Annotated in this window: 11 protein-coding genes; 3 read left to right on the forward strand and 8 right to left on the reverse strand. The window is 55.1% G+C overall.

Annotated elements, in window-relative coordinates; genetic code table 11:
- The first annotated feature begins 1 nt into the window (after position 1).
- On the forward strand, positions 2-739 hold the full coding sequence (locus tag WJU16_RS06715) for a PrsW family glutamic-type intramembrane protease (RefSeq protein WP_341837557.1): 738 nt from the start codon (positions 2-4) through the stop codon (positions 737-739).
- On the opposite strand, the gene WJU16_RS06720 is transcribed toward WJU16_RS06715, so the two are convergent.
- The 3 genes from WJU16_RS06720 to WJU16_RS06730 form a co-directional block, all read right to left on the reverse strand.
- On the reverse strand, positions 730-936 hold the full coding sequence (locus WJU16_RS06720; RefSeq protein ID WP_298716165.1) for a PLDc N-terminal domain-containing protein: 207 nt from the start codon (positions 934-936) through the stop codon (positions 730-732). The two genes, WJU16_RS06715 and WJU16_RS06720, sit on opposite strands and share 10 nt — an antisense overlap.
- An 815-nt stretch (positions 937-1,751) precedes the next feature.
- Positions 1,752-2,666: a PorP/SprF family type IX secretion system membrane protein gene (locus tag WJU16_RS06725; protein ID WP_341837558.1), complete on the reverse strand. Its 915-nt coding sequence runs from the start codon at positions 2,664-2,666 to the stop codon at positions 1,752-1,754.
- An 18-nt stretch (positions 2,667-2,684) separates the two neighbouring features.
- Positions 2,685-16,298 carry a Calx-beta domain-containing protein gene (locus tag WJU16_RS06730; RefSeq protein ID WP_341837559.1) on the reverse strand — a complete coding sequence of 4,538 codons (13,614 nt, stop codon included), beginning with the start codon at positions 16,296-16,298 and terminating at the stop codon, positions 2,685-2,687.
- A gap of 375 nt (positions 16,299-16,673) precedes the next feature.
- Between WJU16_RS06730 and ahcY the strand changes: the two genes are divergently transcribed.
- Positions 16,674-18,002 (forward strand): adenosylhomocysteinase, encoded by a 1,329-nt coding sequence (gene ahcY / locus WJU16_RS06735; protein WP_298716748.1) that lies wholly within the window; start codon positions 16,674-16,676, stop codon positions 18,000-18,002.
- Positions 18,003-18,151: 149 nt separating this feature from the next.
- Positions 18,152-18,883, forward strand: coding sequence for a pyridoxine 5'-phosphate synthase (locus WJU16_RS06740; RefSeq protein WP_341837560.1), 732 nt, complete (start codon positions 18,152-18,154; stop codon positions 18,881-18,883).
- 70 nt (positions 18,884-18,953) lie between these two features.
- Here the strand turns inward: WJU16_RS06740 and WJU16_RS06745 are convergent, their stop codons facing one another.
- The 5 genes from WJU16_RS06745 to WJU16_RS06765 form a co-directional block, all read right to left on the reverse strand.
- Positions 18,954-20,663: a hypothetical protein gene (locus WJU16_RS06745; protein WP_341837561.1), complete on the reverse strand. Its 1,710-nt coding sequence runs from the start codon at positions 20,661-20,663 to the stop codon at positions 18,954-18,956.
- Between the two features lie 12 nt (positions 20,664-20,675).
- Positions 20,676-21,446, reverse strand: a complete 771-nt coding sequence (locus tag WJU16_RS06750) for an ABC transporter ATP-binding protein (protein WP_341837562.1) — start codon at positions 21,444-21,446, stop codon at positions 20,676-20,678.
- Complete coding sequence (gene porQ, locus WJU16_RS06755) at positions 21,376-22,542, reverse strand: type IX secretion system protein PorQ (protein ID WP_341837563.1); 1,167 nt, start codon at positions 22,540-22,542, stop codon at positions 21,376-21,378. The genes WJU16_RS06750 and porQ overlap by 71 nt, the downstream gene beginning before the upstream one ends.
- 168 nt (positions 22,543-22,710) lie before the next feature.
- Positions 22,711-25,113, reverse strand: a complete 2,403-nt coding sequence (lon, locus tag WJU16_RS06760) for an endopeptidase La (RefSeq protein ID WP_341837564.1) — start codon at positions 25,111-25,113, stop codon at positions 22,711-22,713.
- Between the two features lie 208 nt (positions 25,114-25,321).
- The gene (locus WJU16_RS06765) at positions 25,322-25,936 is read right to left on the reverse strand and encodes a porin family protein (protein WP_341837565.1); all 615 of its coding nucleotides are present in this window, start codon (positions 25,934-25,936) and stop codon (positions 25,322-25,324) included.
- Between the last annotated feature and the right edge of the window lie 138 nt (positions 25,937-26,074).

Consider the following 26,074-nt stretch of genomic DNA (forward strand, 5'->3'; position numbering starts at 1 on the left):
CATGTTATTAAACGCCCTCGCCCTGGCCGTAGCGCCGGGGATTGCCATCATGCTGGCCATTTACGCGCTCGACCAGCGCAACCGCGAGCCCCTGGGCCTGCTGATCCGTTGTTTCCTGTTGGGCGTCCTCAGCGTGGCGATCCCGCTTGCCGTGCAATCGGTGGCCGCCCTGCAAGGCTGGCGCTCTTCCGGCGGCGGGTGGCTCCACACCGTTATATACGCCTTCATCATCGTGGGGTTGAGCGAAGAAGGCGGCAAATACCTCGTGTTGCGGTACTTCGCCTATCCGAAAAAAGCATTCGACGAGCCTTTCGATGGCATCGTGTATTCTATCATGATCGGCATGGGATTCGCCACGGCGGAAAATATCAGTTACGTATACCAATTCGGCATGGCTACTGGATGGGCGCGTATGTTCATTTCCGTGCCGGCGCACGCCTGTTTCGCCATCCTCATGGGTTATTACACCGGGCTCGCGAAGTTTATCCCCCAGCACCGGGGCACTTTGCTGTTCACAGGGCTCTTCTGGGCGGTGATGTTCCACGGCGCGTTCGATTTCTTTCTCTTTATCGGCGACAGCATTTTCCAGGTGGCGGCCGCGCTCCTGTGTCTCTATATCGCCGTGCGCCTGTCTATACGGGCCATACGGCAACACAGGGCCACTTCCCGCGAGTGGGAAAGGCTGCGCAGGGAAAATGAAAATCAGGAAGAAAGGGGAACCGAAGTTGATCAGGATTGATTGCCCGTCACGCTTTTGCGGGTGAGCCAGAAATACAGCCCGTATCCAATAAAAGGAAGGAAAAAAACCAGCATGAGCCACTTGAGATGGTAGGGCCGGTTATTGTCGGCACGTTTGAAAGTATGCAGTACCACAAACCGGACCACCAGCCAGAGGTGGGCAAGGAACAACAGCATGAGGATCATCTCTTCTTTCATGGCTTTCCGGTACGTTGGTGTGTTTTAAATCTAGCAATTTTTTGGAAGAACGCATAAAAAAAGAGGCCCGATTTGATAATCAGGCCCATCCTCCAAATTAACTAGTAATGCAAAGTGGATATAAAAAAAAGTTTGTGTATGCGGTTGTAAGGAATGTAAAAGGAAAGGGGCAGAAAGCACCGGTTTCCTCTCTGTAAATCTACAAAAATTTCATTATATAGTTAGGATTGCTTAACTATTTCTGAGCGTCCGGGAGAATATTTCCGGAATGTAATTATGTTGAAGTGGAGCGATGGGAAGGGGGTAAAATGAAAAGAGCCCGATAAGACAATCAGGCTCGTTTTTCTCCAATTTAGCTTAAGACAAAAATCCCTTATTCCCTAATAAGACTCTTTAAAATGTTTTTTGTAAGCCTGCCAAACCAAAGTTGAAAAAAGAGCCCGACACGAACATCAGGCTCGGATTTTTCTCCAATTTAGCTTAAGACAAAACTTACTGCCCTGCGTTGCCGCCCAGGCAAAATATCTTGGTGAAATAAAATCGGATCTTTTGAAAGAACTTATATTGATACCTCAAAATCAACAACCTCACTTACGGTATCAACTATACATCAAATCTAATTTAAAAATTCGAAGTTACAAAACACTCACGTTAGGATAACTAACTATTAACCAAACCACCGCATTCCATTTTCACTGTCAAACAACCCCTGTAACTTGTCGTGTAGGCTTGTTTGAGAGGTATATACGGTTACCGTGAAAAGACGGATTGATTAACCCGGATATTTATTTATCTAATGTATAATTTTTTATTGATTAAAGGAATCTCGGCGTCGGTTTTTTATCCTTCTCCAAACTGAACCGGTAATTCAACATCAGTTCATGCGATCCCCCCTGCATGCTCTTCAAATGCGTCGAGGATGCGAAATCATACGAATAACCAAACTGGAAATTCTTTGAAACCTGCACCTGCATTGTCGCACAGGCTGATTTCTCCGTCCGCCACGTTGCCCCCGCCCATAACACATCTTTCAAAATAAACATCGCATTGATATCTGCCTGCACACCTGCACCGCTAACCTGGCGCAAAACCACCCCTGGTTTGAATTTCAGGAAACTGTTAATCCTCGTCAGATAAGCGCCGTGCAGATACATATGCCGCTTGAACTCCACTTTGTTAACAGAACCGCCCAGGTCAAAATTGTGGAACGAGGGCGCAGAAAAGCCAACGAACCACTTGTCGGAAAACAACACGAAACCAAATCCGACGTCTGTTTTCCAATACGACTGGTTGTTCGAAAACACCGGATCCTCAGGCGTTCCGAGATGTTCGTTATTCTCCCGGTATTGCTCCATCCCTCCCTTCAGCCCCATCGCCAGGTACAATTTGTCATCCAGCTTTACCTTTTGCGATACGTTCAGGTGATAACCCGTTTGCGAATAAATAGTGATTTCATCCTTCAACGCCATGAAACCTACGCTCGTTCCCGTAGACTTTATCGGCGAATAAAAGGAGAACGTCGCCGTTTTGGGCGCGCCTTCCATCCCCACCCACTGATTCCGCATCACCACCGTGGCGCTGCCGAATTCATCCATCGAAGGATACCCGGGATTGATCACCATCCCGTTATACTGGTACTGCGCGTACAACGGCTGTTGCTGCGCTGCAGCTTCCCCGGCCGCGAAAAGCGCGGCCAGGGAGAACAGAATTTTTTGAATGCCTGTTTTCATCTGAAAAACATTTTAAGCTTATTGGGCAGATTTCAGTACGATATAACCATTGTAGCGTGTCAGTTTTCCTTCCGCATCCCAAACCTGGAGCACATAGAAGTAAGACCCGTCCGGAAGCTGGCTGCCATTGCCGCCACCCCTGTTCGCCAAGCCCTTGAACGCATTGTTCTGGTTATGATAATTAACCGTCTGGAATACGGTGCCGCCCCAACGGTTCACAATCACCAATTCACTACGGCCGTATTTCTCAATATTCTCGATCACCAGCACATCGTTGATACCGTCGCCATTGGGCGACAACCCCTTATGCACCCGGATCACCATATCGGGATTTAAATCGTCGTTCACGATCACGCCTACCGCAACCGCTGCCGTTCCCATCACGGGAACATTCTGCGAAGAAGCCACTACAGCACCAGTGAGCTTCACTGCGAAGAACTCGTCTTCTTCCACTTTCGTGTCGCCGATCACCGGCACTTCTATCACTCCTTCCTCCACTCCCGCCGCGATTACGATCGACCGCGTGGCGTCCTGGAAGTCTTCCGCGGCTATCGCACGCTGGGAATCCTTGTCCGCCCCCTGCCCTTCGAATGCATCGGCAAAAGCGTATTCCACCGTTATGGGGCGCGTGCTCTTACGGCTCAATACCACTTTGAAAGGCATCATCGCCATACCGGAATTGCCTTCGTCGATACGGGAGGAATCGGATGCGAAGCTGATCGTGAGCACGTCGTTGTCTTTCACCGCGGTGCTCGTCCTGTCGTCCGTACCCGGCCGGTAAGCCTGTCCCGCGCCGCTGTGGGGCTGGATGGTAAGGTTGATGTATCCTTCGTCGTCGTTCGTGTCGTTTTCGTCGGATGTAAGCTGGAATGTAACCTCCGTTTGGTTGGCAGGCATGGTCACCGTCAGTGTGGTGCCCGAGCGCGGCGTGGCCGTGGTCACTGTTCTCACCGCATCATGCGCCATCGTGATGTACACGGGGATCGCGGCGGGGAAGGCTTCGGAGGAACGCAGCGTTACCGTCAGGTTGCCGCCTTCGTTCACTTCCGCCGTGGCCGCCAGTTCCATACGGATCTGGTCGTCGTCGATCAGGTTCACCGTGGCCGTGTGCTGCGCATCGATGGGCCAGGTATAGCTGCCCAGGGGCGCGGATGCCGCCGTCAGCGTAATCTCGATGGTTTCAGTGGGCTCAAGGATATTGTCATTGACGGGTTGAATGGTGATGATAGCCTCCTTCTGACCGGCCGGAATGTCTACCGATCCGGTAAGCACCTGGTAATCAGCGCCCGCGGACGCCGTGCCGCCAATGTTGTAGGACACGTTCACGGGTACAACGGTAGTCAGGTCCGTATCGGCGAAACGCACGCGCACCCTGCCGGCAGTCGCGGGTTCCGCGGCGTCGGCGATCTTCTCGATGAGGATGCTCCGGCTGATTGACATGTCATCGTCCGCCAGGCTCATGGAGACCGCGCCGCTGGTGGCGATGTTTACCGGCACGGTGGCGCCGAGGTATTCGAAGCTGCCGGAAACCAGCGTCATCGTTACGGTTTCATTGTTCTCAAGGATCTTGTCATCCAGCACATTTACCGTCACATCCACACCCGATTCGCCGGCTTTAATGACAGCCGTACCGGTCAGCGCGGTGTAATCCTTGCCGGACGTTGCCGTGCCTCCTGTAGTGTACTGCATTGTAATATCCGCAGGTGCTACACCGGAGGCCAGTTGCAGGCGGAAACTTCCGTGCGCGGAAGGCTCTGCCGCATCTGCAGCCTTCGTGGCTGTGATATGCACACCGGGCGCGGGCTCGCCAGGGATGGTGATCGTGGCCGCTGGCTCGAACGTAAACCCTGTTGCCGTGGCGGTGATCTGCAATACCTCGCTTACTTCCGCGATCATATCCGGCACTGCGGTGAGCTGTACGGTAACCGACTGCTGTCCCGAACCGATGGTCACCGGTGTAGGGGAAATGGAGAAATCGGCCGCGGTAGCGCTTTGCGCCGCGTTCGCACCCACCGTGAGGGTGATCGGACTGGCGGTGCTGATACCTGCAGGGAGGGAGAATCTCACATTCGTGAGGTTCCCTTCGTGCAGGGTGGTGGAGTCGATGGTAATGGTAATATGGCGGTTGGCCGCGATAAGACCGGTGCCGTCGGTGATTTCAATGATGCCGCCGTTGAACGTGAAGCCTGCCGGCGCGGTGCCGCCGATGTGCAGTTCCTCCACACCTTCCAGGATGCCGTCCGTTGCCGCGGTAATTGTGAAATCTGCGCTGGTATTGGCGAGCGCGGGGATCGTCACGTTGGCGGTGATGGCGCCGTGGTCGGTGTCAGCGGCGGTGGAAGCGGGGTCTTTGCTTAATTGAACAGTGATATCGGTGCTCGATGTGATGCCGGCGGGCAGGCTGATCCTGAATTGACCCGCGTTGCCTTCCGCGATGCTGGCGCCAGTGGGCAGCAGCACGATTTTCGTTTTGGCGGGATCAAGTCTGGTGGCGTCTTCCAGGCTAATGCTGATGCCATCCACCACAAATCCTGCCGCCGTTCCTTCGAGTTGCAGCGATTCAAGTTGTTCCAGGATGTTATCCGTTACCGCGCTCACCGTAAAGGTAACCGCATGTTGACCGGCCCCGATCGTTACGGAAGCGGGCAAAGCGCTGTGATCGCCGCTGGCGGCGGAGGAAACGGCGCTTTTCGTGATGTTCACCATGATGTCGCTGCCAGCGATGTAAGTACCTGGCAGGGAAACGGTGATGGTGGTGGCGGTGGCGCCTTCACGAATGGTAGCCGCGGTGGCGGTCATCGTGATGTTTCCCGATACAGGTGCTTCCTGTATATCCACCAGTATGTTTTTACTGAAGGTAAAACCACCTGTTGCAGTGGGTACCAGTTCCAGTTTTTCCGTCGTCTCAATCAGCTGGTCAGCTTCCGTTTCGATTACCAGCGATGCGGTTGTTGCACCGGCTGCGATGGTCACCGTCGCGGGCAAACCGCCTTCCAGGTCGGCAGCGGAAGCTGCGGGAGTTGCGGTACCCTGCGCCAGGCTAATCACCACCGGCACTTCAGATGTTACACCGGCCGGTAAACTGAAAGTCCACGTTACAGAATTGCCTTCCACAACGGAAGCCGGACCAGCCACTGAAATCAGCTTATCGGAAACGTCGGTGATGGTGATGTTGGATGATTTGGATGTCGTGAAACCGAATATGGTCGCATCCGCCGTTACCTGCAACAATTCATTGGATTCGATGATGGCGTCTGTTGCCGCTTCTACTTCGAACGTCTGGCTGTTGCTGCCCGCTTCGATCGTTACCGTCGCCGGCAGCACGTAATCGCCCGCGGTCACGGAAGCCGCGCTGCCCGCTCCTTTCGAAAGTGTGACTGTCAAGGGCTGCGTGGTGATGATGTTGGCGGGAAGCGCCACCGTCATCGTCACCTTATCCCCTTCCGCGATTGTTGCGGTAGCGGGAGTGAGCTGCAATGTCTTGTTGGCGTCAGTCCCGGTGGCGTCGGTTACCGTGAGGGTAACGCCGGTTACCGGGATATTCGGGTTCGCATTCCCGCCGAGTACCAGCGTTTCGCTGGATTCGAGCAGGAAGTCGGCGTTGGTGGTGAGGATGAACGTGCCTTCGGTAGTACCTGCCGGGATGGTGATCGTTCCGGGGGCTTCATGTTCTGCATCGCCCAGGGTGGATGCGCCGTCTTTCGCCAGCGTCACCGTGATGGCCGAGGTGGCCGTTGCACCGCCTGTGAGCGTGGCCGTAATCAGCGCGCTGCCGCCTTCCTGTACGCTGGCGGGCGTGGAAGTGAGGGTGATGCCCGCTGCCGCCAGGTCGCCGTCGGTAATGGAGAACGACAACGGTTGCGAAAAGGTGAAGTCTGTGGCCGAAGGATTCAGCGTGAGTGTTTCCGCGGGCTCAATCAGCAGATCGGCTTTCGCGTTGAAGGTAACATCCGCATACGGTTGCCCGGCGGCGATCGTTACCACTGGCAGGCCTGTCAGATCCGCCAGGGTAGCGGTGGATGAGGGATCTGCCGTCAAGGCGATATGAATATCGGAAGCGGCCGTTACCCCCGCAGGCAGGCTGAAGCGGTACACGATGCCGCTGCCTTCGCTTACCGTGGCCGGACCGGTCACCGTAATATGCTTGGTGGAAACGTCGGTGATCGTGATATTGGATTTATCCGTGGAGGCGAATCCGAACACCGTACCTGTAGCCTCCAGTTCGAGCAGCTCCGGACTTTCAATATTACCGTCCGTAATCGCCGATACCTGGAAGGTGACGCTGTTCTCCATCGCCGGGATGGTTACCGAAGCCGGGAAGCTGTATTCCCCTGCCGTCAGCGAGGCGGCGGTATTGGCGCCGCGGGACAGGTTCACGGTAACCGGTGTTGTCGACTGTATGCCCGCGGGCAGGGAAACCGTCATCGTAACGCTGTTGCCTTCCATGATGGTGGCGGTGGCGGGTGTGAGACTGAGTGTTTTATTCGCGTTGGACCCCGTGGCATCGGTTACCGAAACGGTAGCGCCGGAAACCGGGATGGCAGGGCTCGACGTGCCGCCGAGCACCAGTGTTTCAGTGGGCTCCAGCAGCTGGTCGGTATGGGTCGAAAGTGTGAAGGTACCTTCTGTGTCGCCGCTGGCGATGGTGATCGTGCCCAGTGCGCCATGTTCTGTGTTGGACAAGGTGCTGGCTGCGTCTTTGGAAAGGGTGATTACGATATCGCTTTTCGCCGTCACACCGCCTGTAAGCGTGGCTTTAACCGCGGTGCCGCCGCCTTCCGCGATGGTTGCAGGCGCAACGGAAAGCTGGATGCCCGCTGCGGCCAGGTCGGCGTCTGTGATGGTGAAGGAAACGTTTTGAGAGAAGGTGAAGCCTGCGGCCGAAGGTGTCAGCGTCAGCGTTTCCACCGGTTCGATTTGCTGGTCAACTTTAGCGGTGAAGGTGACTTCGCCGAAAGGCTGCCCTGCCGCGATTGTCACTACCGGCAAACCCGTGAGATCGGCGAGCGTGGCGGTGGAAGATGCTATAGCGGCAAGATTGACGGTGATATCACTGGTGGCGGTTATACCGGAGGGCAGGCTGAAGCGGTAAACAATATCCTGGCCTTCCACAACGTTCGCCGGTCCGCTCACGGTGATCGTCTTGTCCGAAACGTCGGTGATGGTGATATCAGCGTTGGCGGTGGAAGCATGTCCGAAAACAGTACCTGCTACAGTCAGCTCCAATAGTTCCTGCCCTTCGATATGCCCGTCTGCCAGCGCCTCCACTTCGAAAGTTTTGCCGTTAGTACCGGCGTCGATGGTCACGGTAGCCGGGAAGCTGTAATCACCTGCGGTGAGCGTGGCACTGCTGCCCATGCCTTTCGAAAGTGCAACCGTGATGGCTTGCGTGGTGATGATGTTTTCCGGCAATGCGACCGTCAGTACCGCTTTGCCGCCTTCCGCCACTGTTGCGGTGGCTGGCGTGAGGCGCAGGGATTTATTCGCGGCGGTACCTGTAGCGTCGGAAACGGTGATGGTGGTACCGGTAACGGGAATGCTGCCGGTGGCAGTTCCCCCGATCACGAGGTTCTCCGTGGTTTCCAGGTGTTGATCCGTATTGGTGACCAGCGTAAACGTTCCTTCCGTGCCGTCGGCCGGGATCACGATGGTACCCAAAGCGCCATGCTCGCTGTTGCCGAGTGTAGACGCCGCGTCTTTCGTGAGTGTAACGGTAATGTCTGTGGAAGACTGTACCCCGCCGGTCAATGTTGCTTTGATGATGGTGCTGTTGCCTTCCGCAACACCGGACGGTATTGCGGACAGCGTAATGCCGGCGGCGGCAAGGTCGCCGTCGGTAATGGTGAAGGTCACCGGCTGGCTGAATGTGAAGCCCGCCAGCGTCGAAGGATTCAGCACCAGCGTTTCGGCGGGCTCGATCAGGTTGTCGGTTTTCGCGGTGAAGGTGATTTCACCGAAAGGCTCATCCGCCAGGATCTTCAGCGACGGTACCCCTGTAAGGTCATCGAGTGTGGCGGTGGAAGAGGGATCCGCTGTCAGTGTGATAGAAATATCGCTGGTAGCGGATACGCCGTCGGGCAGGGCAAAGCGCCAGGTGATGGTACTGCCTTCGGCCACGGTGGCCGCACCGCTGACGGTGATGTGTTTATCGGAAATATCGGTGATGGTAATTTTAGAAGCGTCGGTCGATGTGAATCCAAACACGGTAGCCGTGGCCACCAGCTCCAGTTGTTCAGAGCTTTCAATAAGCGCATCTGCTACGGCGGTCACGTCGAAGCTCTTGCTGCCGGTACCGGCGTCGATGGTTACGGTGCCGGGGAAGCTGTAATCGCCCGCCGTTAGCGTGGCGGAGCTGGCAGGGCCTTTCGCCAGGCTGATGGTAACAGCCTGAGATGTGATGATATCTTCCGGCAGCGAAACCGTCATCGTCACTTTACCGCTTTCCACGATGGTGGCGGTAACCGGCGTCAGTGTGATGGTTTTGTTCGCGTTGGTGCCGGTGGCGTCGGTCACGGTAACGGTGGTGCCGGAAACCGGGATCGAAGAAGTGGCCGTACCTTCCAGCACGAGTGTTTCCGACGGTTCCAGGATTTTATCTGTGTTGGTGGACAGGGTCAGGGTACCTTCCGTTTCCCCTGCTGCGATCGTGATCACGCCCAGGGCGCCATGCTCATTGTCGGCCAGGGTGGAAGCGCCATTTTTAGTGAGGGTTACCAAAATGGCGCTGGTGGCCGTTACGCCGCCGGTGAGGGTGGCCTTGATTTCCGTGCTGCCGCCTTCCGCTACTGTGGCCGGAGCCGCGGCAAGCGTGATCCCCGCCTTGGCAAGGTCGCCATCCGTAATGGTGAAAGTAACCGGCTGCGAGAAGGTGAACCCGCCCGTGGCTACCGCCTGCAGGATCATTGTTTCGGTGGGCTCGATCAGGTCGTCGGACAATGCGTTAAAAGTAATCTCGCCATACAACGCGCCCGCTGCGATCTTCAGCGCGGGCAGTGCGGCAAGGTCGGCGGGCACGGCCGTGGAAGCCGCATTTGCCGTCAACGTAATATTAATATCACTGGCTGCCGTAACACCCGCAGGCAATGCGAAACGCCAGGTGATACTACCGCTTTCGGCTACCGTAGCAGGACCGGTCACTGTGATGTGCTTATTGGAAACGTCGGTGATGCTGATATCGGACACCGCGCTGCTGCTATGCCCGAACACGGTGGCGCCGGCTGTCAGTTGCAACAGCTCCGCCGTTTCGATCAGCCCGTCCGTTTTCGCTTCTACTTTAAACGTCGCGCTATTACTACCCGCTTTTATGACAACCGTTGCCGGGAAGGCATAATCTCCGGAAGTGAGCGTAGCCGCACTACCTGCGCCTTTCGTGAGCGTAACGGTAATGTCCTGCGAAGTAGTGATGCTGCCCGGCAGCGAAACTGTGAAGTCCATTTCACTACCTTCCACCAGCGTGGCGGTGAGCGGCGAAATCTGGATGGTTTTGTTGGCGGTGTTGCCTGTGGCGTCGGTTACCTGGAGGGTGGCGCCGGTTACGGGGATAGCGGATGTAGCAGTGCCCGTGAGCACCAATGTTTCAGCCGGTTCCAGGATATCGTCGGTGCCGGTGGTGAGGGTGAATGTTCCTTCGGTTGCGCCTGCCGTGATGGTGATCGTGCCCAATGCACCGTGTTCGGAATTGCCGAGTGTGGATGATGCGCCTTTGCCGAGGGTTACGGTAATGTTGTCTGTGGACGTCACGCCGCCGTTGAGGGTGGCTTTAATGGTAGCGCTGGTGCCCTCCGCTACCGGGCTCGGGCTTACCGACAATGTGATACCGGCAGCGGAAAGATCGTTATCGGTAATGGTAAACGATACCGGTTGCGAAAAGGTGAAACCGCCGGTAGCCGAAGGCGTCAGCTTCAGGGTTTCGGTCGCTTCGATCACAAGATCACTGGCGGCGGCGAAAGTAATTTCGCCATACGAAGCGCCACCCGCGATTTTCAGGGCCGGGAGCGACGTAAGATCTGCCAGCACCGCCGTGCCCGAAGGATCCAGCGTGAGCGAGATATTGATATCGCTGGCGGAAGTAACACCTGCCGGGAGGTCGAAGCGCCATTTGATATTGCCGCCCTCGGCCACGGTAGCCGGACCGCTCACGGTGATGAGTTTATTGGATACGTCGGTGATCGTTACATCGGAAACCGCCGTGCTGTTATTGCCGAAAACGGATGCGCTGGCCCTGAGCTTCAGCAGTTCCGCTGATTCAATCAAACCATCCGTTTTTGCTTCTACATTAAATTTCACATGATTCGTGCCCGCTTCGATAACAACCGTCGCCGGGAAGCCATAATCAGCCGCCGTGAGCGTGGCCGTGCTGCCGGCGCCCTGGGAAAGCGATACCGTGATATCTTCAGAAGTTACGGTCGTACCGGGCAGACCCACGGTGAATTCCAGCACATCGCCTTCCGCAATGGAAGCGGTGAGCGGTGAGATCTGGAGCGTTTTATTGGCGGTGGTGCCGGTGGCGTCTTCTACCTGCACCGTCACACCCGTAACAGGGATCGAAGCAGTGGCGGTGCCCGTGAGCACGAGCGTTTCCGTCTGCTCCAGGATATTATCCGTGTTGGTAGACAGCGTGAAAGTGCCTTCGGTATCCCCGGCGGCAATCACGATATTGCCCAACGTTCCATGCTCGGTGTTGCCCAGCGTAGACGCCGCACCTTTAGCCAACGTAATTGTAATATTATTGGTGGAAGTAACGCCGCCGGTGAGCGTAGCTTTGAATACCACACTACCACCTTCCGAAACGGGGTTCGGTGTCCCGGATAAAGTGATGCCCGCAGCGGCGAGATCGTTGTCCGTAATGGTAAAGGAAACCGGTTGGGAGAAAGTGAAACCGCCTGCGGCTGATGGTGTCAGCTTCAGTGTTTCCGTCGCTTCTATTTTATTATCCGCTATCGCTTCGAAAGTAATTTCACCGAACGATGCGCCCGCGGCGATCTTCAACGCCGACAGCGGTTCCAGGTCGGCCAGTTCCGCGGTTCCTGTTACGTCGTGGGTTAAAGTGATATTGATTTCATTGGCGGTGGTTACATCCGCCGGCAATTCGAAACGCCATTTGATATTACCGCCTTCTGTTACGGTAGCGGGCCCGCTCACCGTGATCAGCTTCGTGGAAACATCCGTGATCGTAACATCCGAAGCATCTGAAGATGCATACCCGAATACGGTGCCCGCTGCGGTCACCTGCAGTTTTTCGGAAGGTTCGATTATCTTGTCCGTCAACGCTTCTACATCAAATTCAACATTATTTTCATCTGCCGGAATTTCTACCGACAGCGGCAACACATAATCCGTGGAAGTGATGGAAGCATCGCTGCCAGCGCCTTTCGCCAGATTCACCGTGATGGGAACGGAAGTAGTAATCCCGGCAGGCAGGCTCACGGTCATCGTTACTTTAATACCCTCCGCAACGGTGGCTACCGCTGGCGTGAGGGAAAGGGTTTTATTGGCGTTGGTGCCGGTCACGTCTTTAATCGTAACATCCACACCCTGCACGGTATAAGTGCCGGCTGCCCCACGAACGGCGAGCAGCTCGTCGTTCTCCAGAACGAGATCGGCTTTGGATTGCAGCGTAAAAGTACCCGAAGATGAACCGGCGCCGATATGAATGGTCCCCAATGCATTGTAGTCGTCCGTACCCGCGACGGAAGCCCCGCCCGCACTCAGCACCACGTCGATGTCCGACTCCGATGTAAAGCCGTCCAGCGTGGCGGTAATTAAAACAGATGCGCCTTCATTCAATGTGGCCGCGCCGGCCGTCAGTTTGATCTGCAGGCTTGCGGGGTCGGTGTCTTTCACATCCATGCCGATGTGCTTCGTAAAAGTGAAACCTGTCGCGGAAAGCGTCAATTCCAAACGCTCCTGTCCTTCTACAATATTATCAGCCTTTGCTTCGAAAGGTACATCTATATATAATTGTCCTTTGGCGATCGTCGCTGAAACCGGGTAATTACCCACGAAATCGGCGGATGTGGTAGTATTGCCCGTTGTTGCCGGCGCAATGCCAATAACCACCGGCGTTTCCGTGGTAATACCGGCGGGCAGTGCGATCCGCCAGTTACCGGTGAATCCTTCCGTGATTTCGGTGGGGCCGGTTACCACCAGTTGGATCGTGGCAGGCCGAACGTCCTTCACCGTCACCGTACCAGTGGCCGTTTGCGCATCCCCCGTCACGGTGGCGGCGCCCGCAATCACCAAATCCTCGTCCGCCTCGATCACATTGTCGGTATTGGCATGCAGGGTGAAAGTGATCTCGTTTCCACCGGCCGGTATTTTCACTTCCGAAGGGAAGCTATATTCCGTGGCCTGCAGATCCGTGCTGGAACCGGTGCCCCGGCTCAGGGAAACGGCAATCTCATCTGCGGTATAGATATTCGACGGCAAGCTTACGCGCACCGTTACATCGTTGCCTTCGTTCACAGTAGAAGCCTGCGGTACGATGCTGATTTTCTTATTGTCTTCGTCGGCCGATTCCCTGTCTTCGATCTGGAACGTCAGCCCTTCGAACGTGTAGCCAATTGAAGTACCGCTCAGCTCCAGCGTTTCCGTTATTTCGAGGAGCTGGTCTTCAGTGGCCGTGATGGTGAAAGTTCCCGACTGGCTTCCGGCAGGAATTTTCAAGGTGGCGGGCGATATACTGAAATCGGCAGCCACTGCACCGGAACCGCCGCCGATGGTGAGGGTGAACGGAATATCCGCTGCTGCGGTGCCGTATTCCAGCGAAGCGGTAACGGTCACGGACGCGCCGCCTTCCATCATTGTCAGGTCCGGAGCGGAGAAAGTAATTTTGGTGGACGGGGGATCCTTGATAGCAATAGACGCAGTGTCTTTCTGCGTAGACCCCACAATGAGTCCCGTCCCGATGATATGCACGGTATCGTTGGGTTCCGGCAAGGCGTCCGTGGTGCCCGTGATGGTGACGGAAGCGCTGTTATCGCCGGCAGGTATTATGATGACGTTATCGCTGAGCGAATAATCGGCTGTAGTTGCAGTGGATGTAGTTCCTCTCGTCAGGTTGACCGTTACCGGTGTCTTATGTTTCAGCGAAGGCTTGGCCAAACGGGCGGTTATGGTACCGGAAGTTCCTTCCGTTACAAACTCCGGCCCTTCCAGGATCAGCTTCCGGTTCTCGGCCAGCTGACTGGTGTTATCTGTAATATTTATTGTAGCCACATCGAAATTGTAGCCTGTCAACGCGCCGGTGATCATGAGTTTTTCCGGGCCTTCCAGCCACACATTGTCTACAGGAATGGTGAGCGTAATGAAAGCGGATCCGGCGCCACCGGGAATTACAATTTCGAAAGGATCAGGACCAATGAAGTCGTCTTCATCTGCGGTAGAACCGCTTGCCAGTACCAGCGGAATCCTTAATCCTCCCGCGGGAGCAAATGCTCCGCTTACGATATTGGCCGTCAGGGTCAGGGTCGAACCGGTTTCGGTCCTGGAACTGCTGCTGGAGATGATTTCAATCGTCCGGTCGGTGGTATTGTCTTCTATCACCAGGCTGCCGGGCATGATGATGAATTCGCCGTCGTGGTCGGTCGCCGTGCCTTCGAAGTACCAATATTCATATTGTTCCTCGATGGTGTTATCGTCCAGCAGGAGGATATTTTGCTGCACGCTGTTGCCTCCCGCGGGGATGGTCAGGGTGCCGGGCATATAATCCACATCTGTGGCACCGGCGGTATTGGCCGGGTCGTTCAGATCGAGGGTAACGACGATGGCTTTTTCGGTGGTCACGTTTTCGGGCAGGCTGGCCTTCAACGCCACGGTTGCTCCTTCCATGCCCGGAGGCGCCGACAGCGTGATCACGCGGTTGTCTGGGTTGAGGCCGGTGGTGTCGAGGATGGTGAGGGTAATTTTATGCGTGCTCGTTTTGGGACCGAAGACGGCGGAAGCTTCAATATCGAAAAGCTCCGATTCTTCCAGGATCAGGTCGCCGGTGGCTACTACGTCGAACTCCGTTTCCCAGGAGTTAGCCGGGATGATGACCGTGTTCGGGATCGTGGCATGATCGGTTCCTTCCGCTGCGGGTTCCACGCCTGCGGTACGGGTGAGCGTTACGGTGAGGGGGCTGGAGATCGGCGTCACGCCGGTTACCTTCACTTTCACTTTCAGGGTTTCGCCTTCTTTTACCGATGTAGCCGCCGGTTCGAGGAAGATGCGGTTTTCGTCGTCGTCGATGATCGTATATTCGGCCACGGTAGTACTGCCGAGTTGCAGGTGCGGCGAGCAGGCCAGCGGTTTGATCTCCACCCTGAACTTGCGGTCGACATTAACAATCGAGTTGCCTTTGATGCGGATGTTTTTAATGGGAACGATGCTGTCCCAGTAAATACCGGGCTCAATGATGATTTTTTCGCGCAGTACTTCGTAGTCCACGCCCTCCTGGGCGTTGCCCGGACCGGGAATTTCCGAAACGGTCAGTTCGAGCACCTGCGGCAGGTTGAACATCCATTTCCCGATTTTCAGTTCCAGACCGTTGATCTCATGATCGGTTTCTCCTTCCAGCCCGCTCATCTCCGCCGAAGCGAAGTTGACGGTCAGTTTTTCGCTTTTCACGCTGCCGAAAAAACCCAGGTTATCCAGCACGGGAATAGGATCCGTGACGGTAACGCCCGCCATTTCCGCCTGGTCGAAGCCAACTGCAAATTGCTTGGTGACGTGGCGGATGAGGTTGGGATTTTCTACGATATTAACTTCTAATGCTTTATGAACAGCCACGCCAATATCGGCGGGAATTGTATTGGATGCGATATCGGTGAGCAGGTAGCCCGGAGGAACTTTGTTATCGCGGGTGCTATACGGCCTTGCCGCGTAAGAGGAAAAACCCTTTGTGGTTTTGAAGACATGGCTTCCAGGGGTCTGCGGGCAATCCGCGGATGTACGGGCCATGCCTATGGTATTGTAAAACGTAACGGGATTATCGTCGCCGTATGTTGTCCAGTAGTAAGCGTCTTCGGTGCTGGGCGTGGGACTTGCCACGAAGCCTTTCCCGCAGTTGCTGCCGTCTATCAGGGCGTTTTCGGACAGGTATATGTGCAGCCAGTAGGTGCCGCCGTAGAGCACGTCGTCGTAGGCGGTTTCATGTGAGGATACGATGTAATCGACGGTATAATATTGATGTCCGGCGATGTATTTATAGACGGTGCTGACAAAATAATCCCTTCCGCGGGCGTTTTTGAAGCTGGATTGGCCCACGACTTTCCATGGGTTGGCGAGGGTGCCTTCGCCGGAGACCTGCGAGATTTCGCAGTGCTTCAGGTAAACGGGGGTTTTCTCGATATGGCCGAGCATGCCCATGCGTTGCTGCAGGATGAAGTAGGTCCGTAGCCCTCCTTTGTCGTACCGGTTGGCGAGGGGATCGTGGGTGAACTGGTCGGCGCCGTTGTGCTTTACCTGCACGCTGGTGTCGGTGATGGTGATCCTGATGTCGTTGCTGCCTGCGTTACCGCCTCCGGGGTTGATGGTCACGGAGGGGACCTGCGCGAGGGCCTGCCCTGCCGGGAGGAAGATCGCCACCGCCATCAACAAGATCGCGCCTGCCATGCGGATCGCCGCTTTCATAGGATAGGATAGGACTAACATAAATAACTTTAAAATTTCTTTACATACATACTATTTCGCCTGTAACCTGCGTTTTTTAACTCCGGAAGCCTGAAGGGCTGAAGCCGGCGGGATATACTGTCGGCATAAAAAAATACCAATGCCACATCCGGCGCCCCTGGGAAGGCGCCTCTCCTACTGCAATGACTCCGGAAACTGACCGATAGTGCGGACAGACCCCACCTATCAAGCAAATGTATAATAATTATAATATTAAAACAAGTAATATTTGTACTTATTTATCTATATACTATTGAGGAATGCAGTAACATATCTATTCATTCTGATAGAGATATGATAGCAGATTAGTTTATGGGAATAGGTAAAATAAAGGTAGATTTGCAAAAAATTATTGGAATGTCAACGATAACAAAATCCAAGATTGATTTGAGCCTCAAGTACAAAGTAAAAGATATGTCTTTGGCTGAGTGGGGCCGTAAAGAAATCCAGCTTGCCGAAGCCGAAATGCCGGGTCTGATGGCCCTGCGTGAAGAATACGGCAAGTCCCAACCCCTGAAAGGCGCCCGTATCGCCGGTTGCCTGCACATGACGATCCAGACCGCCGTGCTGATCGAGACCCTCGTAGCCCTCGGCGCGGAAGTCCAATGGAGCTCCTGCAACATCTTCTCTACGCAAGACCATGCCGCCGCCGCCATCGCAGCCGCAGGCATCCCTGTATACGCCTGGAAAGGCCTGAATGAGGAAGAATTCAACTGGTGCATCGAACAAACCCTGTTCTTCGGCAGCACCGACCGCCCCCTCAACATGATCCTCGACGACGGTGGCGACCTCACCAATATGGTGTTCGACGTGTACCCCGAGCTGATCCAGCACATTAAAGGCCTCAGCGAAGAAACCACCACCGGTGTTCACCGCCTGTACGAGCGCATGAAGAACGGCACCCTGCCCATGCCCGCCATCAACATCAACGACTCCGTTACCAAATCCAAATTCGATAACAAATACGGTTGCCGAGAATCCTGCGTAGACGCCATCCGCCGCGCCACCGACGTTATGATCGCCGGTAAAGTTGCCGTGGTGGCAGGTTTTGGCGACGTAGGCAAAGGTTCCGCAGAATCCCTCGCCGGCGCCGGCGCCCGTGTAATCGTAACCGAAATCGACCCCATCTGCGCCCTCCAGGCAGCGATGGAAGGTTATGAAGTAAAGAAAATGGCTGACGCCGTGAAAGAAGCCGATATCATCGTAACCACCACCGGTTGCCGCGATATCATCACCGGCGAACATTTCAAAGCCATGAAAGATAAAGCCATCGTCTGCAACATCGGCCACTTCGATATCGAAATCGACGTCGCCTGGCTGAACACCAACTATGGCAACACCAAAGTGGAAATCAAACCGCAGGTAGACAAGTACACCATCGACGGGAAAGATATCATCCTCCTCGCCGAAGGCCGCCTCGTGAACCTGGGTTGCGCCACCGGCCACCCCAGCTTCGTAATGTCCAACTCCTTCACCAACCAGACCCTCGCCCAGCTTGAGCTCTGGATCAACACGGACAAATACGAAAACAAAGTGTACGTACTGCCCAAACACCTCGACGAGAAAGTTGCCCGCCTCCACCTGAAGAAAATCGGTGTGGAACTGGACGAACTGACCTCCGCTCAGTCCGAATACCTCGGCATCCCCGTTGAAGGTCCCTTCAAACCGGAATACTACCGTTACTAATCACGGTACCACCGATATCACGAAGCAGCCTCCGCAAGGGGGCTGCTTTTTTTGTTCCCGCCAACCCTTTTCATCATCCCGCCGCTACGCTCGTCATTTTTATCCCTTTTCCCGCAACGATCCTCCTGCATAAATCGTAATTTCGCGGCATGACCAAGCTGAGTGTAAACATCAACAAGTTTGCCACCCTGCGGAACGCCCGCGGCGGCAATCTTCCGGATATTTTGAAAGTAGCGAAGGATTGCGAAAGCTTCGGGGCCGACGGCATCACCGTTCACCCCCGCCCCGACGAGCGCCACATCCGTTACCAGGACGTCCGCGACCTGAAACCGCTCGTAACCACCGAATTCAACATCGAAGGCTACCCCTCCCCGGATTTCATGGACCTCGTACTCGAAGTGAAACCCGAACAATGCACCCTCGTGCCCGATCCCCCCGGCGTCATCACCTCCAACACCGGCTGGGATACCGTCGGGTACCAGTCTTTCCTGAAAAACGTGATCTCGACCCTGAAAGCCGCCGGCATCCGGGTGTCTATCTTCCTCAACGCCGACGTCAGCAAAGTGGAAGGCGCTAAAACCGCCGGAGCAGACCGCATCGAACTGTACACCGGGCCGTATGCGGAAGAATATGCCAACGCACGCACGCAACCGCAGAACTTCCAGCTGTTCAACGATTATAAGAACACGGCTTTCGCGGCGTCCGATATCGGGCTGGAAATCAACGCCGGCCACGATCTCAACCTCGATAACCTGCGCTTCTTCAAACTGCACATCCCGCAACTGAAAGAAGTATCCATTGGCCACGCGCTCGTTTGCGACGCATTGTACTTCGGTCTGGAAAACACCATCCAGCTGTACAAACGCCAGCTGCAGGACTAACCCGCATAAAAAACAGGCAGCGCACGATGCGCTGCCTGCCAGATATTTTTCCAAAAGCTGACGCAACCCGTCAGCTTTTTACGTCTTTCCAGCCCGTATTCCGGTACGATCCGTACAACAGGTAAAACGCCGTGCCCGACAATAAGGCGAACCCGGCCAGCATGCCATAATACAAGGCATTGCCTCCTTTCCCTGCCAGCAGCCCCAGCACGAAGTGGGCCAGCCCGATAAAAGCCGGGATGATCATCACCAGCAGGTTCCGCATCATCTTCCCCGTATTATTCCCCAAATCCGGTGCTGCGGAGAATGGCAATTCCCGCAGGATAATCAGCGCATAGAGCAAACTGATCACCAGCACGTTCAGGAATCCCACGATCAGATCCGGGATTACTTTTATACCCCAGATCGCACCGGCAAAAAGGGAAATAATGAGATAAACAGGCAACAGGAACTTCACCAGCGCCGCCTTCCAAGCGCCCGCCAATATGCGGCCCGGCGCTTCCAATGGCGATGCGAAATATACCCAGGCGGCTTTATATTTTTCCGAATACACCAGGTGCGAAATCGCTGTAATGAAAATGAAACTGCTCATGTAGATGAGGAACAGGTAAACCGGGGTTTCCTGTATCTGCCCCCACTGCTGCCGGAACGTGCCACGGTCGGAAAAGAAAATAATGCCCACTCCCATCACAAACACGTAAGCGATCGAGGGGTAGACTTTCAGTTTGAATTCGCGCGTCCGGGAGGTGAGCAGCCATACCAACTCAAACGATAATTGTTCCTGGCCGTCTTTGGCGAAGAGCCGCGACATTTTTTTGTAGAAAGGCACGCTGCTGTCTGCGCGTTTCAGGGATTTCACCACCTTCGGCGCCGGATCGCCCGCGCCCATGCCGGCGATCTTGCGGTTGAAGCTCGGCGCCAGGAAGCGCACCACCACCCAGAGGCACACCGCCGGGGTCAGGAAAGTCAAAGCGATATCGGCCGCCGTCCCCGGCTGCCACCCTTCCACCGGCCATGCATACGCGCCGGCAAACCACCAGGTAGGTGTAAATGGCAGCCAGGGATAATCCCCGCTGTTGAAACTGCCTTGAATATCCAGGTTCCGCATTGCCCTAGGCCCCAGGAAATACACGCCAAACATCACGATCGAAAAGGCGATTTGCATGGAATTGATCACTTCCTTGAACTTCTCCGCGGAAGTGATCCGCAACACCAGCAAATATGCCGTATTGATGAGGAATATCGCGAGGAAAGTGAGCAGCATCGCCAATAACCAGAACCACAGCGCCGGCGCCACCCCATATTCAATCAAGATGAACACAAACGGTGAAACGCTCATCGGCACCGCGATCTTCGAAATATGCAGCGCAATATGCAGCAAGCGGCTCACCACCAGCGTGCGGTCGCTCACCGGTCGCGGCAACAGGATGTAATTATCGCGCGGATCGATCAATACGTAAGAAAAATCCGTGATCAGCGTAATGCACATCGTGAGCAGGTACGCCGAAAACCACAGGAACGCCTGCAGCCGCGCATCGGTGGTTACGCTGAAAACGGACAGGTATATCATCCCGATCAGCAACGACAGCACCATCGTGTAGATGGCGCTGTTGCGCACGGGCTTCGTACTTTGCCGGGAACCGCGGTTGTAAACGTTCGGCCGCCGGTCGTCGATCATGAGCTTGGTGTACAGAATATTCCGCAACTGCGCCACGTCCACACCCAGCGCGCGCCACAAAGGGTTCAGCCACCCCACCATCACCAGCATCATCTTATTCATGTACGAGGGGTTTTATTGCCCGAGGGCGTTGATGAATTGATCCGCCTGCTCGCTCAGCTGCTGCTTGCCGGTAAGCCGGGCAAACACCTGCTCGAGGGTTTCGCCTTCCTGCTGCTGCAACTGCCGGAATGTACCGTCGGCCACGATGCGGCCTTCGTCGATCAGCACGATCCTGTCAGCCACTTTCTCCACCACGTCCATCATATGCGAGCAATAGAAAATGGTTTTATTTTCTTTCTTGAGCAGCGTAATAATTTCTTTCACGATGATCACCGCATTGGCGTCCAGGCCGGAAAGCGGCTCGTCGAGGATCACGATCTGCGGGTTGTGCAGCAACCCTGAAATAATCAGCACTTTCTGGCGCATCCCTTTGGAAAAAGTGTCCATCCGCTGGTCTTTGTTCTCCAGCAGCCCGAAAGCCTGCAGCATGCGCTGCCCGCGTTCCGCGATAACGGCATCGTCGAGCCCGTACAACTTGCCGGTAAACGAAAGATATTCCATGGGCGTAAGCACTTCATATATCTCCGCATTTTCAGGTACATAACCCGTGAGGGCTTTAACGGCCAGGGTATCGGTGCGGAGGTCATGCCCCAACACGCTCACTTCTCCCTCAAAATCTCCCTGCAGCCCGATGAGAATCTTCACCGTGGTCGACTTACCGGCGCCATTAGGGCCGATGTATCCGATGATTTCGCCCGGACGAACCTCCAGGTTAATGTCTTTCAACACCTGTTTGTTCCCGAAACTTTTGTGCAGGTTCCGTATGGCGATAACTGGTTGCATGTGCATGTGTATGTTTCCGCGGATTGGGTTTAACGGTCCGCTCTTTTTCGAAAATACCGATTCCTGCCCACTGTTGCAAAGGAATGCTGGCGCCGATATGGTGAAAACCGATGGAACGCTGGTACCAGCTGCGGGCATACCGCAACTGGAATTTCTTCACCACCAGTCCCACGCCCATGGAAAAACCGCTCATTCCCCGGCGTTCGGGCAGCGATAATTCCTGTCGGCGAAGATGGTTGTAAGCGCCCGTCAGCTCAATGTATTTCCCAATGTTCCATTGGCCCGCCAGCACGAAATGCCGGAAGAGATTATCGATCCCGCGGCCTCCCGTTCGCAGGGTGTCGCCGTTTTCGATTTGCAATTCATCGCGCAGGTCCGGCCCTTCGTAGCGGATATCGAACTGGTGGAGGTGGTGGATGGTGGCCGACAGCTGGATGGGCACATGTGCGAGCCGTTTCGAAATGCCTATTTGCAGGTCGAAGGGCAGGGTAGCGTTTTCGCCGGGCGCGTATTTGCTGAACTGCGTGCCCATATTGGTGACTACAAGCCCCGCCTGCCAGCCGCGGGCGCTGTCGGAGAACGTAATCCCCACGTCGGCGGCGATACCGGTGGAGCCGTAATCAAAATATTTGCTGCGGATGTATTTGAGGGTGAGGCCGTAGTGCCATTTTTCGAGGTAGCGGCGGGAGGCGGTGAGCTGGAAGGAAAAATCCACCGGGCGAAAGCTCCCCATCACATTCCCCGTAACGTCTGTATGCGGGATGGTGCCGTACCCCACGTACTGGAGGCTCGCCGCGAAACTGGTGCCGATCCCCGGCGCGTATGCCCCGAAAGCCGTGTGCATGTATTTGATACCGCCGTTATAGCCCGCCATGTTCACCTGCAGTTGCCCGCCCATTTCCGGCCGGAGCAACGCGGGATTGAGGAGCGCCGTACTTACATCGCTGCCCAGGATGGCTACGTTGAGCCCGCCCAGCGCGGTGATCTGCGGCGATGGCGGCAGCTCCAGGAAAGCGTACGATTGCCGCCCGCCCAGCAACTGGGCGCCGGCGAAAAGGGGAAGCAACAGCCATATGATCAGGAATCGGAGTTTCACAGGCGCATACGCGATTAGGCGGCAAGTTACAACTTGAAGGGTATAAAAAAGAATAAAGCCACCCTATCACAGATGGCTTTATTCAAACCCTTAAACAATCAACATGCGCTCACTTTTCCAAGTGAACGTTGGTGGCACGGCTGTGTCAGGAGTAACGCACCGTGCGTTTTACCTCTTTAATAACGCAGTTTCGAGCACTTGGTTCATTTCGCGCACATAATGGAATTTCAGCCCCTTGATGTAATCGGGGTTGATATCCGCAATATCTTTTTCGTTCTGCCAGCAAAGGATGATCTCTTTGATACCGGCGCGCTTGGCGGCGAGGATCTTTTCCTTGATACCGCCCACCGGCAACACCTGTCCGCGCAACGTGATCTCTCCCGTCATCGCCAGGTAGGGCTTCACCCTGCGGCCGGTATACACCGACGCCAGGGCCGTAAGCATGGTAATACCCGCACTCGGACCGTCTTTCGGCACCGCCCCTTCCGGAACGTGGACGTGGATGGTCTTTTGCTGGAACGTTTTCGGATCGATTTTATAGTTCAATGCATTCGCCTGCAGCCAGCTGAGCGCCGTCACGGCTGATTCCTTCATCACATTGCCCAGGTTGCCGGTCAGCTTCAGGTCGCCCTTGCCGTCGGACAGGCTGGATTCGATGAACAGGATATCGCCGCCCACGTACGTCCAGGCCAGGCCTACGGCCACGCCGGGAGGATTGCCGGTTTTGTACATCTCATTGCTGTACTTCGGCTTGCCCAGCGCCTGGATCACCCTTTCTTCCGAAACGGCTTCCTTCGGCGTATGGCCCAGCGCCACGTCTTTGGCGAGCGAGCGCATGATGGCGGCAAACTGCCGGTCCAGCTCGCGGACGCCGCTCTCGCGGGTATAATGGGCGATTACTTTTTCGATGACTTTATTGGCGAACGACAATTTCACGTGGGCCAGCCCGTGTGCGTCCTTCTGCTTGGGGATCAGGTGGCGCTTGGCGATCTCTACCTTTTCTTCGATGGAATAACCGCTGAGATCGATGATCTCCAGGCGGTCGCGCAACGCGATGGGTATGGCGCTCAGGTTATTGGCCGTAGCAATGAAGAGGACCTTGCTCAGGTCGTACTCCAGCTCCAGGTAGTTGTCGTAAAACGTGCTGTTCTGTTCGGGATCGAGCACTTCGAGCAATGCGGATGCCGGATCGCCGCGATGGTCGCTGCCGATCTTGTCAATCTCGTCGAGGATCATCACCGGGTTGGATGATTTCACCTTGCGGATCGTTTGCAGGATACGGCCGGCCATGGCGCCGATATAAGTTTTGCGGTGGCCGCGGATTTCGCTTTCATCGTGCAAACCGCCCAGGCTGAGGCGCGCGTATTTGCGGCCGATGGCATTGGCGATCGAGCGCCCCAGCGAGGTTTTACCGATACCCGGAGGCCCTACGAAGCAAAGGATCGGCGATTTCATGTCGCCCTTCAGCTTCAGCACGGCCAGGTATTCGAGAATACGCTCCTTGATCCGGTCCATGCCGTAATGGTCATGATCCAGGACTTTCTTCGCCTTCTTCAGGTCGTAGCTGTCGATGGTATAGTCCTGCCAGGGCAGGTCGAGCATAAGATCGAGGTGATTGTAAACCACCGAATAATCGGGCGTGCTGGGGTGCATGCGCTCCAACTTCTCGATGCCTTTGGTAAAAAGTTCCTTCGCGGCTTCCGGCCATTTCTTGGCTTCCGCCTTGCGCTGCATTTCCTTGATCTCGCGATCATTCGCATCGCCGCCCAGCTCTTCCTTAATGGATTTCATCTGCTGCTGCAGGAAGTAATCGCGCTGTTGTTTATCGAGGTCCTGTTTGGTCTTGTTGTTGATCTTGTTCTTCAGCTCCGCCAGCTGCAGTTCCAGCTGCAACAGTTTCATCAGCAACTCTGCACGTTGGCGGAGATTGCTGATCTCCAGGATGCGCTGCTTCTCTTTCACATCGCTGTTCAGGTTGCTGGCAACGAAGTGGATGAGAAAAGGCGCGTTCTCGATATTTTTCAGAATAATGCTGGCTTCCGAAGGCAGGTGCGGGCTGAGCGCGATGATCTGCGCCGCCAGGTCTTTGATGGAAGAAACGTAAGCGTCGAATTCAGAGTCGTTGGCATCTACCTCATCTGACAGCAATTCGTATTTGGTTTTGAAATACGGGTCTTCCGTCACGATCTCGGTGATCTTAAACCGCTTGCGCCCCTGTATGATGATGGTGGTGCCGCCGTCCGGCATTTTGATGAGCTTTACGATTTTGGCGACGGTGCCCACATCATTGAGGTCGCCCACGCCCGGCTCTTCCACATTGCTGTCTTTTTGTGCGACAACCCCGATCATTTTGTCAGTTTTATACGCATCGTTCACCGCCTTGATGGATTTATCGCGCCCCACCGTAATCGGGAGCACCACACCCGGGAATAACACGGTATTGCGTAGCGGCAATAACGCCAGCTCATCAGGTATTTGGTCTTCTTCCTGCCCTTCCCCGTCCTCATTCAGCGGAATGATGGGCATAAACTCCATCTCTTCCTCTGTATTGCCTAAAAAAAATGTATTCATCTGTCAGTTTTAAGTATCGGGACAGAATGTCAGGATCCCTCCTGCATTAGTCCCGGAAAATAGAACATGGCTATATAGTCAAGATTGATGCCATTGATACCCGGCATGTCAAAATAGGAAAACGCGTGAAGGGGGCCGGGGGTTGCCCGGACGGCAAAAAAAGACCGCCCCGTTTCCGGGAGCGGTCATCGCTCAGTTGTAGGTAAACTCAGAGGGTAATACCTACGCCTAATTGAATACTTTGATTCTTCCACTTTTCGGGGTTGGTACCGTCGGCGAAAGTAATGTCGTTGACGTTGGACAGGCCAATAACGTAGCGGGCGCTGATATTAACGATCGGGAGCTGAAGCCAGAGGCCGCCTACCGCACCGAAGTCGCCGCCTTTAAAGGCTTCTTTCCCTTCCTGGAACACGTTCCTTTTCTTGCTCGTCATGATCGAGAACTGGGGGCCCACCTGCAGCTTGAAGCGGGGGGATCCGAGGTCGATGTTCGCCAGAACCGGGATGGAAAGATAATCCAATTTCGGTTTATTGTCATTCACCTGGTTTAATTCGTATTCGGTTTGGAACTCGGAAGTGTTTTTCACTTCGGTTTTGGAGCTGGAATAAATCAGTTCGGGTTGGATACCGAAACCTTTTACCAGGTTGATCTGCGCGAAGCCGCCCAGGTGCCAGCCGAGTTTGAAAGCGTCGTCATATCCCGTTCCGTCGATCTTCCCGAGGTTGGCGCCTCCCTTGAAACCGAAACGCACCATTTTCTGGGCTTTTGCAGAGGATACGGTCAGGCCGGAGATAACAGCAAGGGCCAAAAACAGTTTTTTCATATATGATATTGTTTAAGTGTTAAGCGGCTTAATTTTATCTTGATGGATTGATTGTGAATGGGTTCCACCGGTTAAAAGACGGTTGCCGGACGTCCCACCCCTACACTCGTCGCAAAATCCATGCTAGAAGATGACGGA

The organism is Chitinophaga pollutisoli (genome assembly GCF_038396755.1).
Lineage (GTDB): Bacteria > Bacteroidota > Bacteroidia > Chitinophagales > Chitinophagaceae > Chitinophaga > Chitinophaga pollutisoli.

Excerpts from the sequence above, each read along its gene's own strand:
- WJU16_RS06750 (WP_341837562.1), bottom strand. The coding sequence starts at position 21,446 with ATGCAACCAGTTATCGCCATACGGAACCTGCACAAAAGTTTCGGGAAC.
- WJU16_RS06715 (WP_341837557.1), top strand. The coding sequence starts at position 2 with ATGTTATTAAACGCCCTCGCCCTGGCCGTAGCGCCGGGGATTGCCATC.
- WJU16_RS06765 (WP_341837565.1), bottom strand. The coding sequence starts at position 25,936 with ATGAAAAAACTGTTTTTGGCCCTTGCTGTTATCTCCGGCCTGACCGTA.
- WJU16_RS06745 (WP_341837561.1), bottom strand. The coding sequence starts at position 20,663 with ATGAATAAGATGATGCTGGTGATGGTGGGGTGGCTGAACCCTTTGTGG.
- lon (WP_341837564.1), bottom strand. The coding sequence starts at position 25,113 with ATGAATACATTTTTTTTAGGCAATACAGAGGAAGAGATGGAGTTTATG.
- WJU16_RS06720 (WP_298716165.1), bottom strand. The coding sequence starts at position 936 with ATGAAAGAAGAGATGATCCTCATGCTGTTGTTCCTTGCCCACCTCTGG.
- WJU16_RS06740 (WP_341837560.1), top strand. The coding sequence starts at position 18,152 with ATGACCAAGCTGAGTGTAAACATCAACAAGTTTGCCACCCTGCGGAAC.
- ahcY (WP_298716748.1), top strand. The coding sequence starts at position 16,674 with ATGTCAACGATAACAAAATCCAAGATTGATTTGAGCCTCAAGTACAAA.
- WJU16_RS06725 (WP_341837558.1), bottom strand. The coding sequence starts at position 2,666 with ATGAAAACAGGCATTCAAAAAATTCTGTTCTCCCTGGCCGCGCTTTTC.
- WJU16_RS06730 (WP_341837559.1), bottom strand. The coding sequence starts at position 16,298 with ATGTTAGTCCTATCCTATCCTATGAAAGCGGCGATCCGCATGGCAGGC.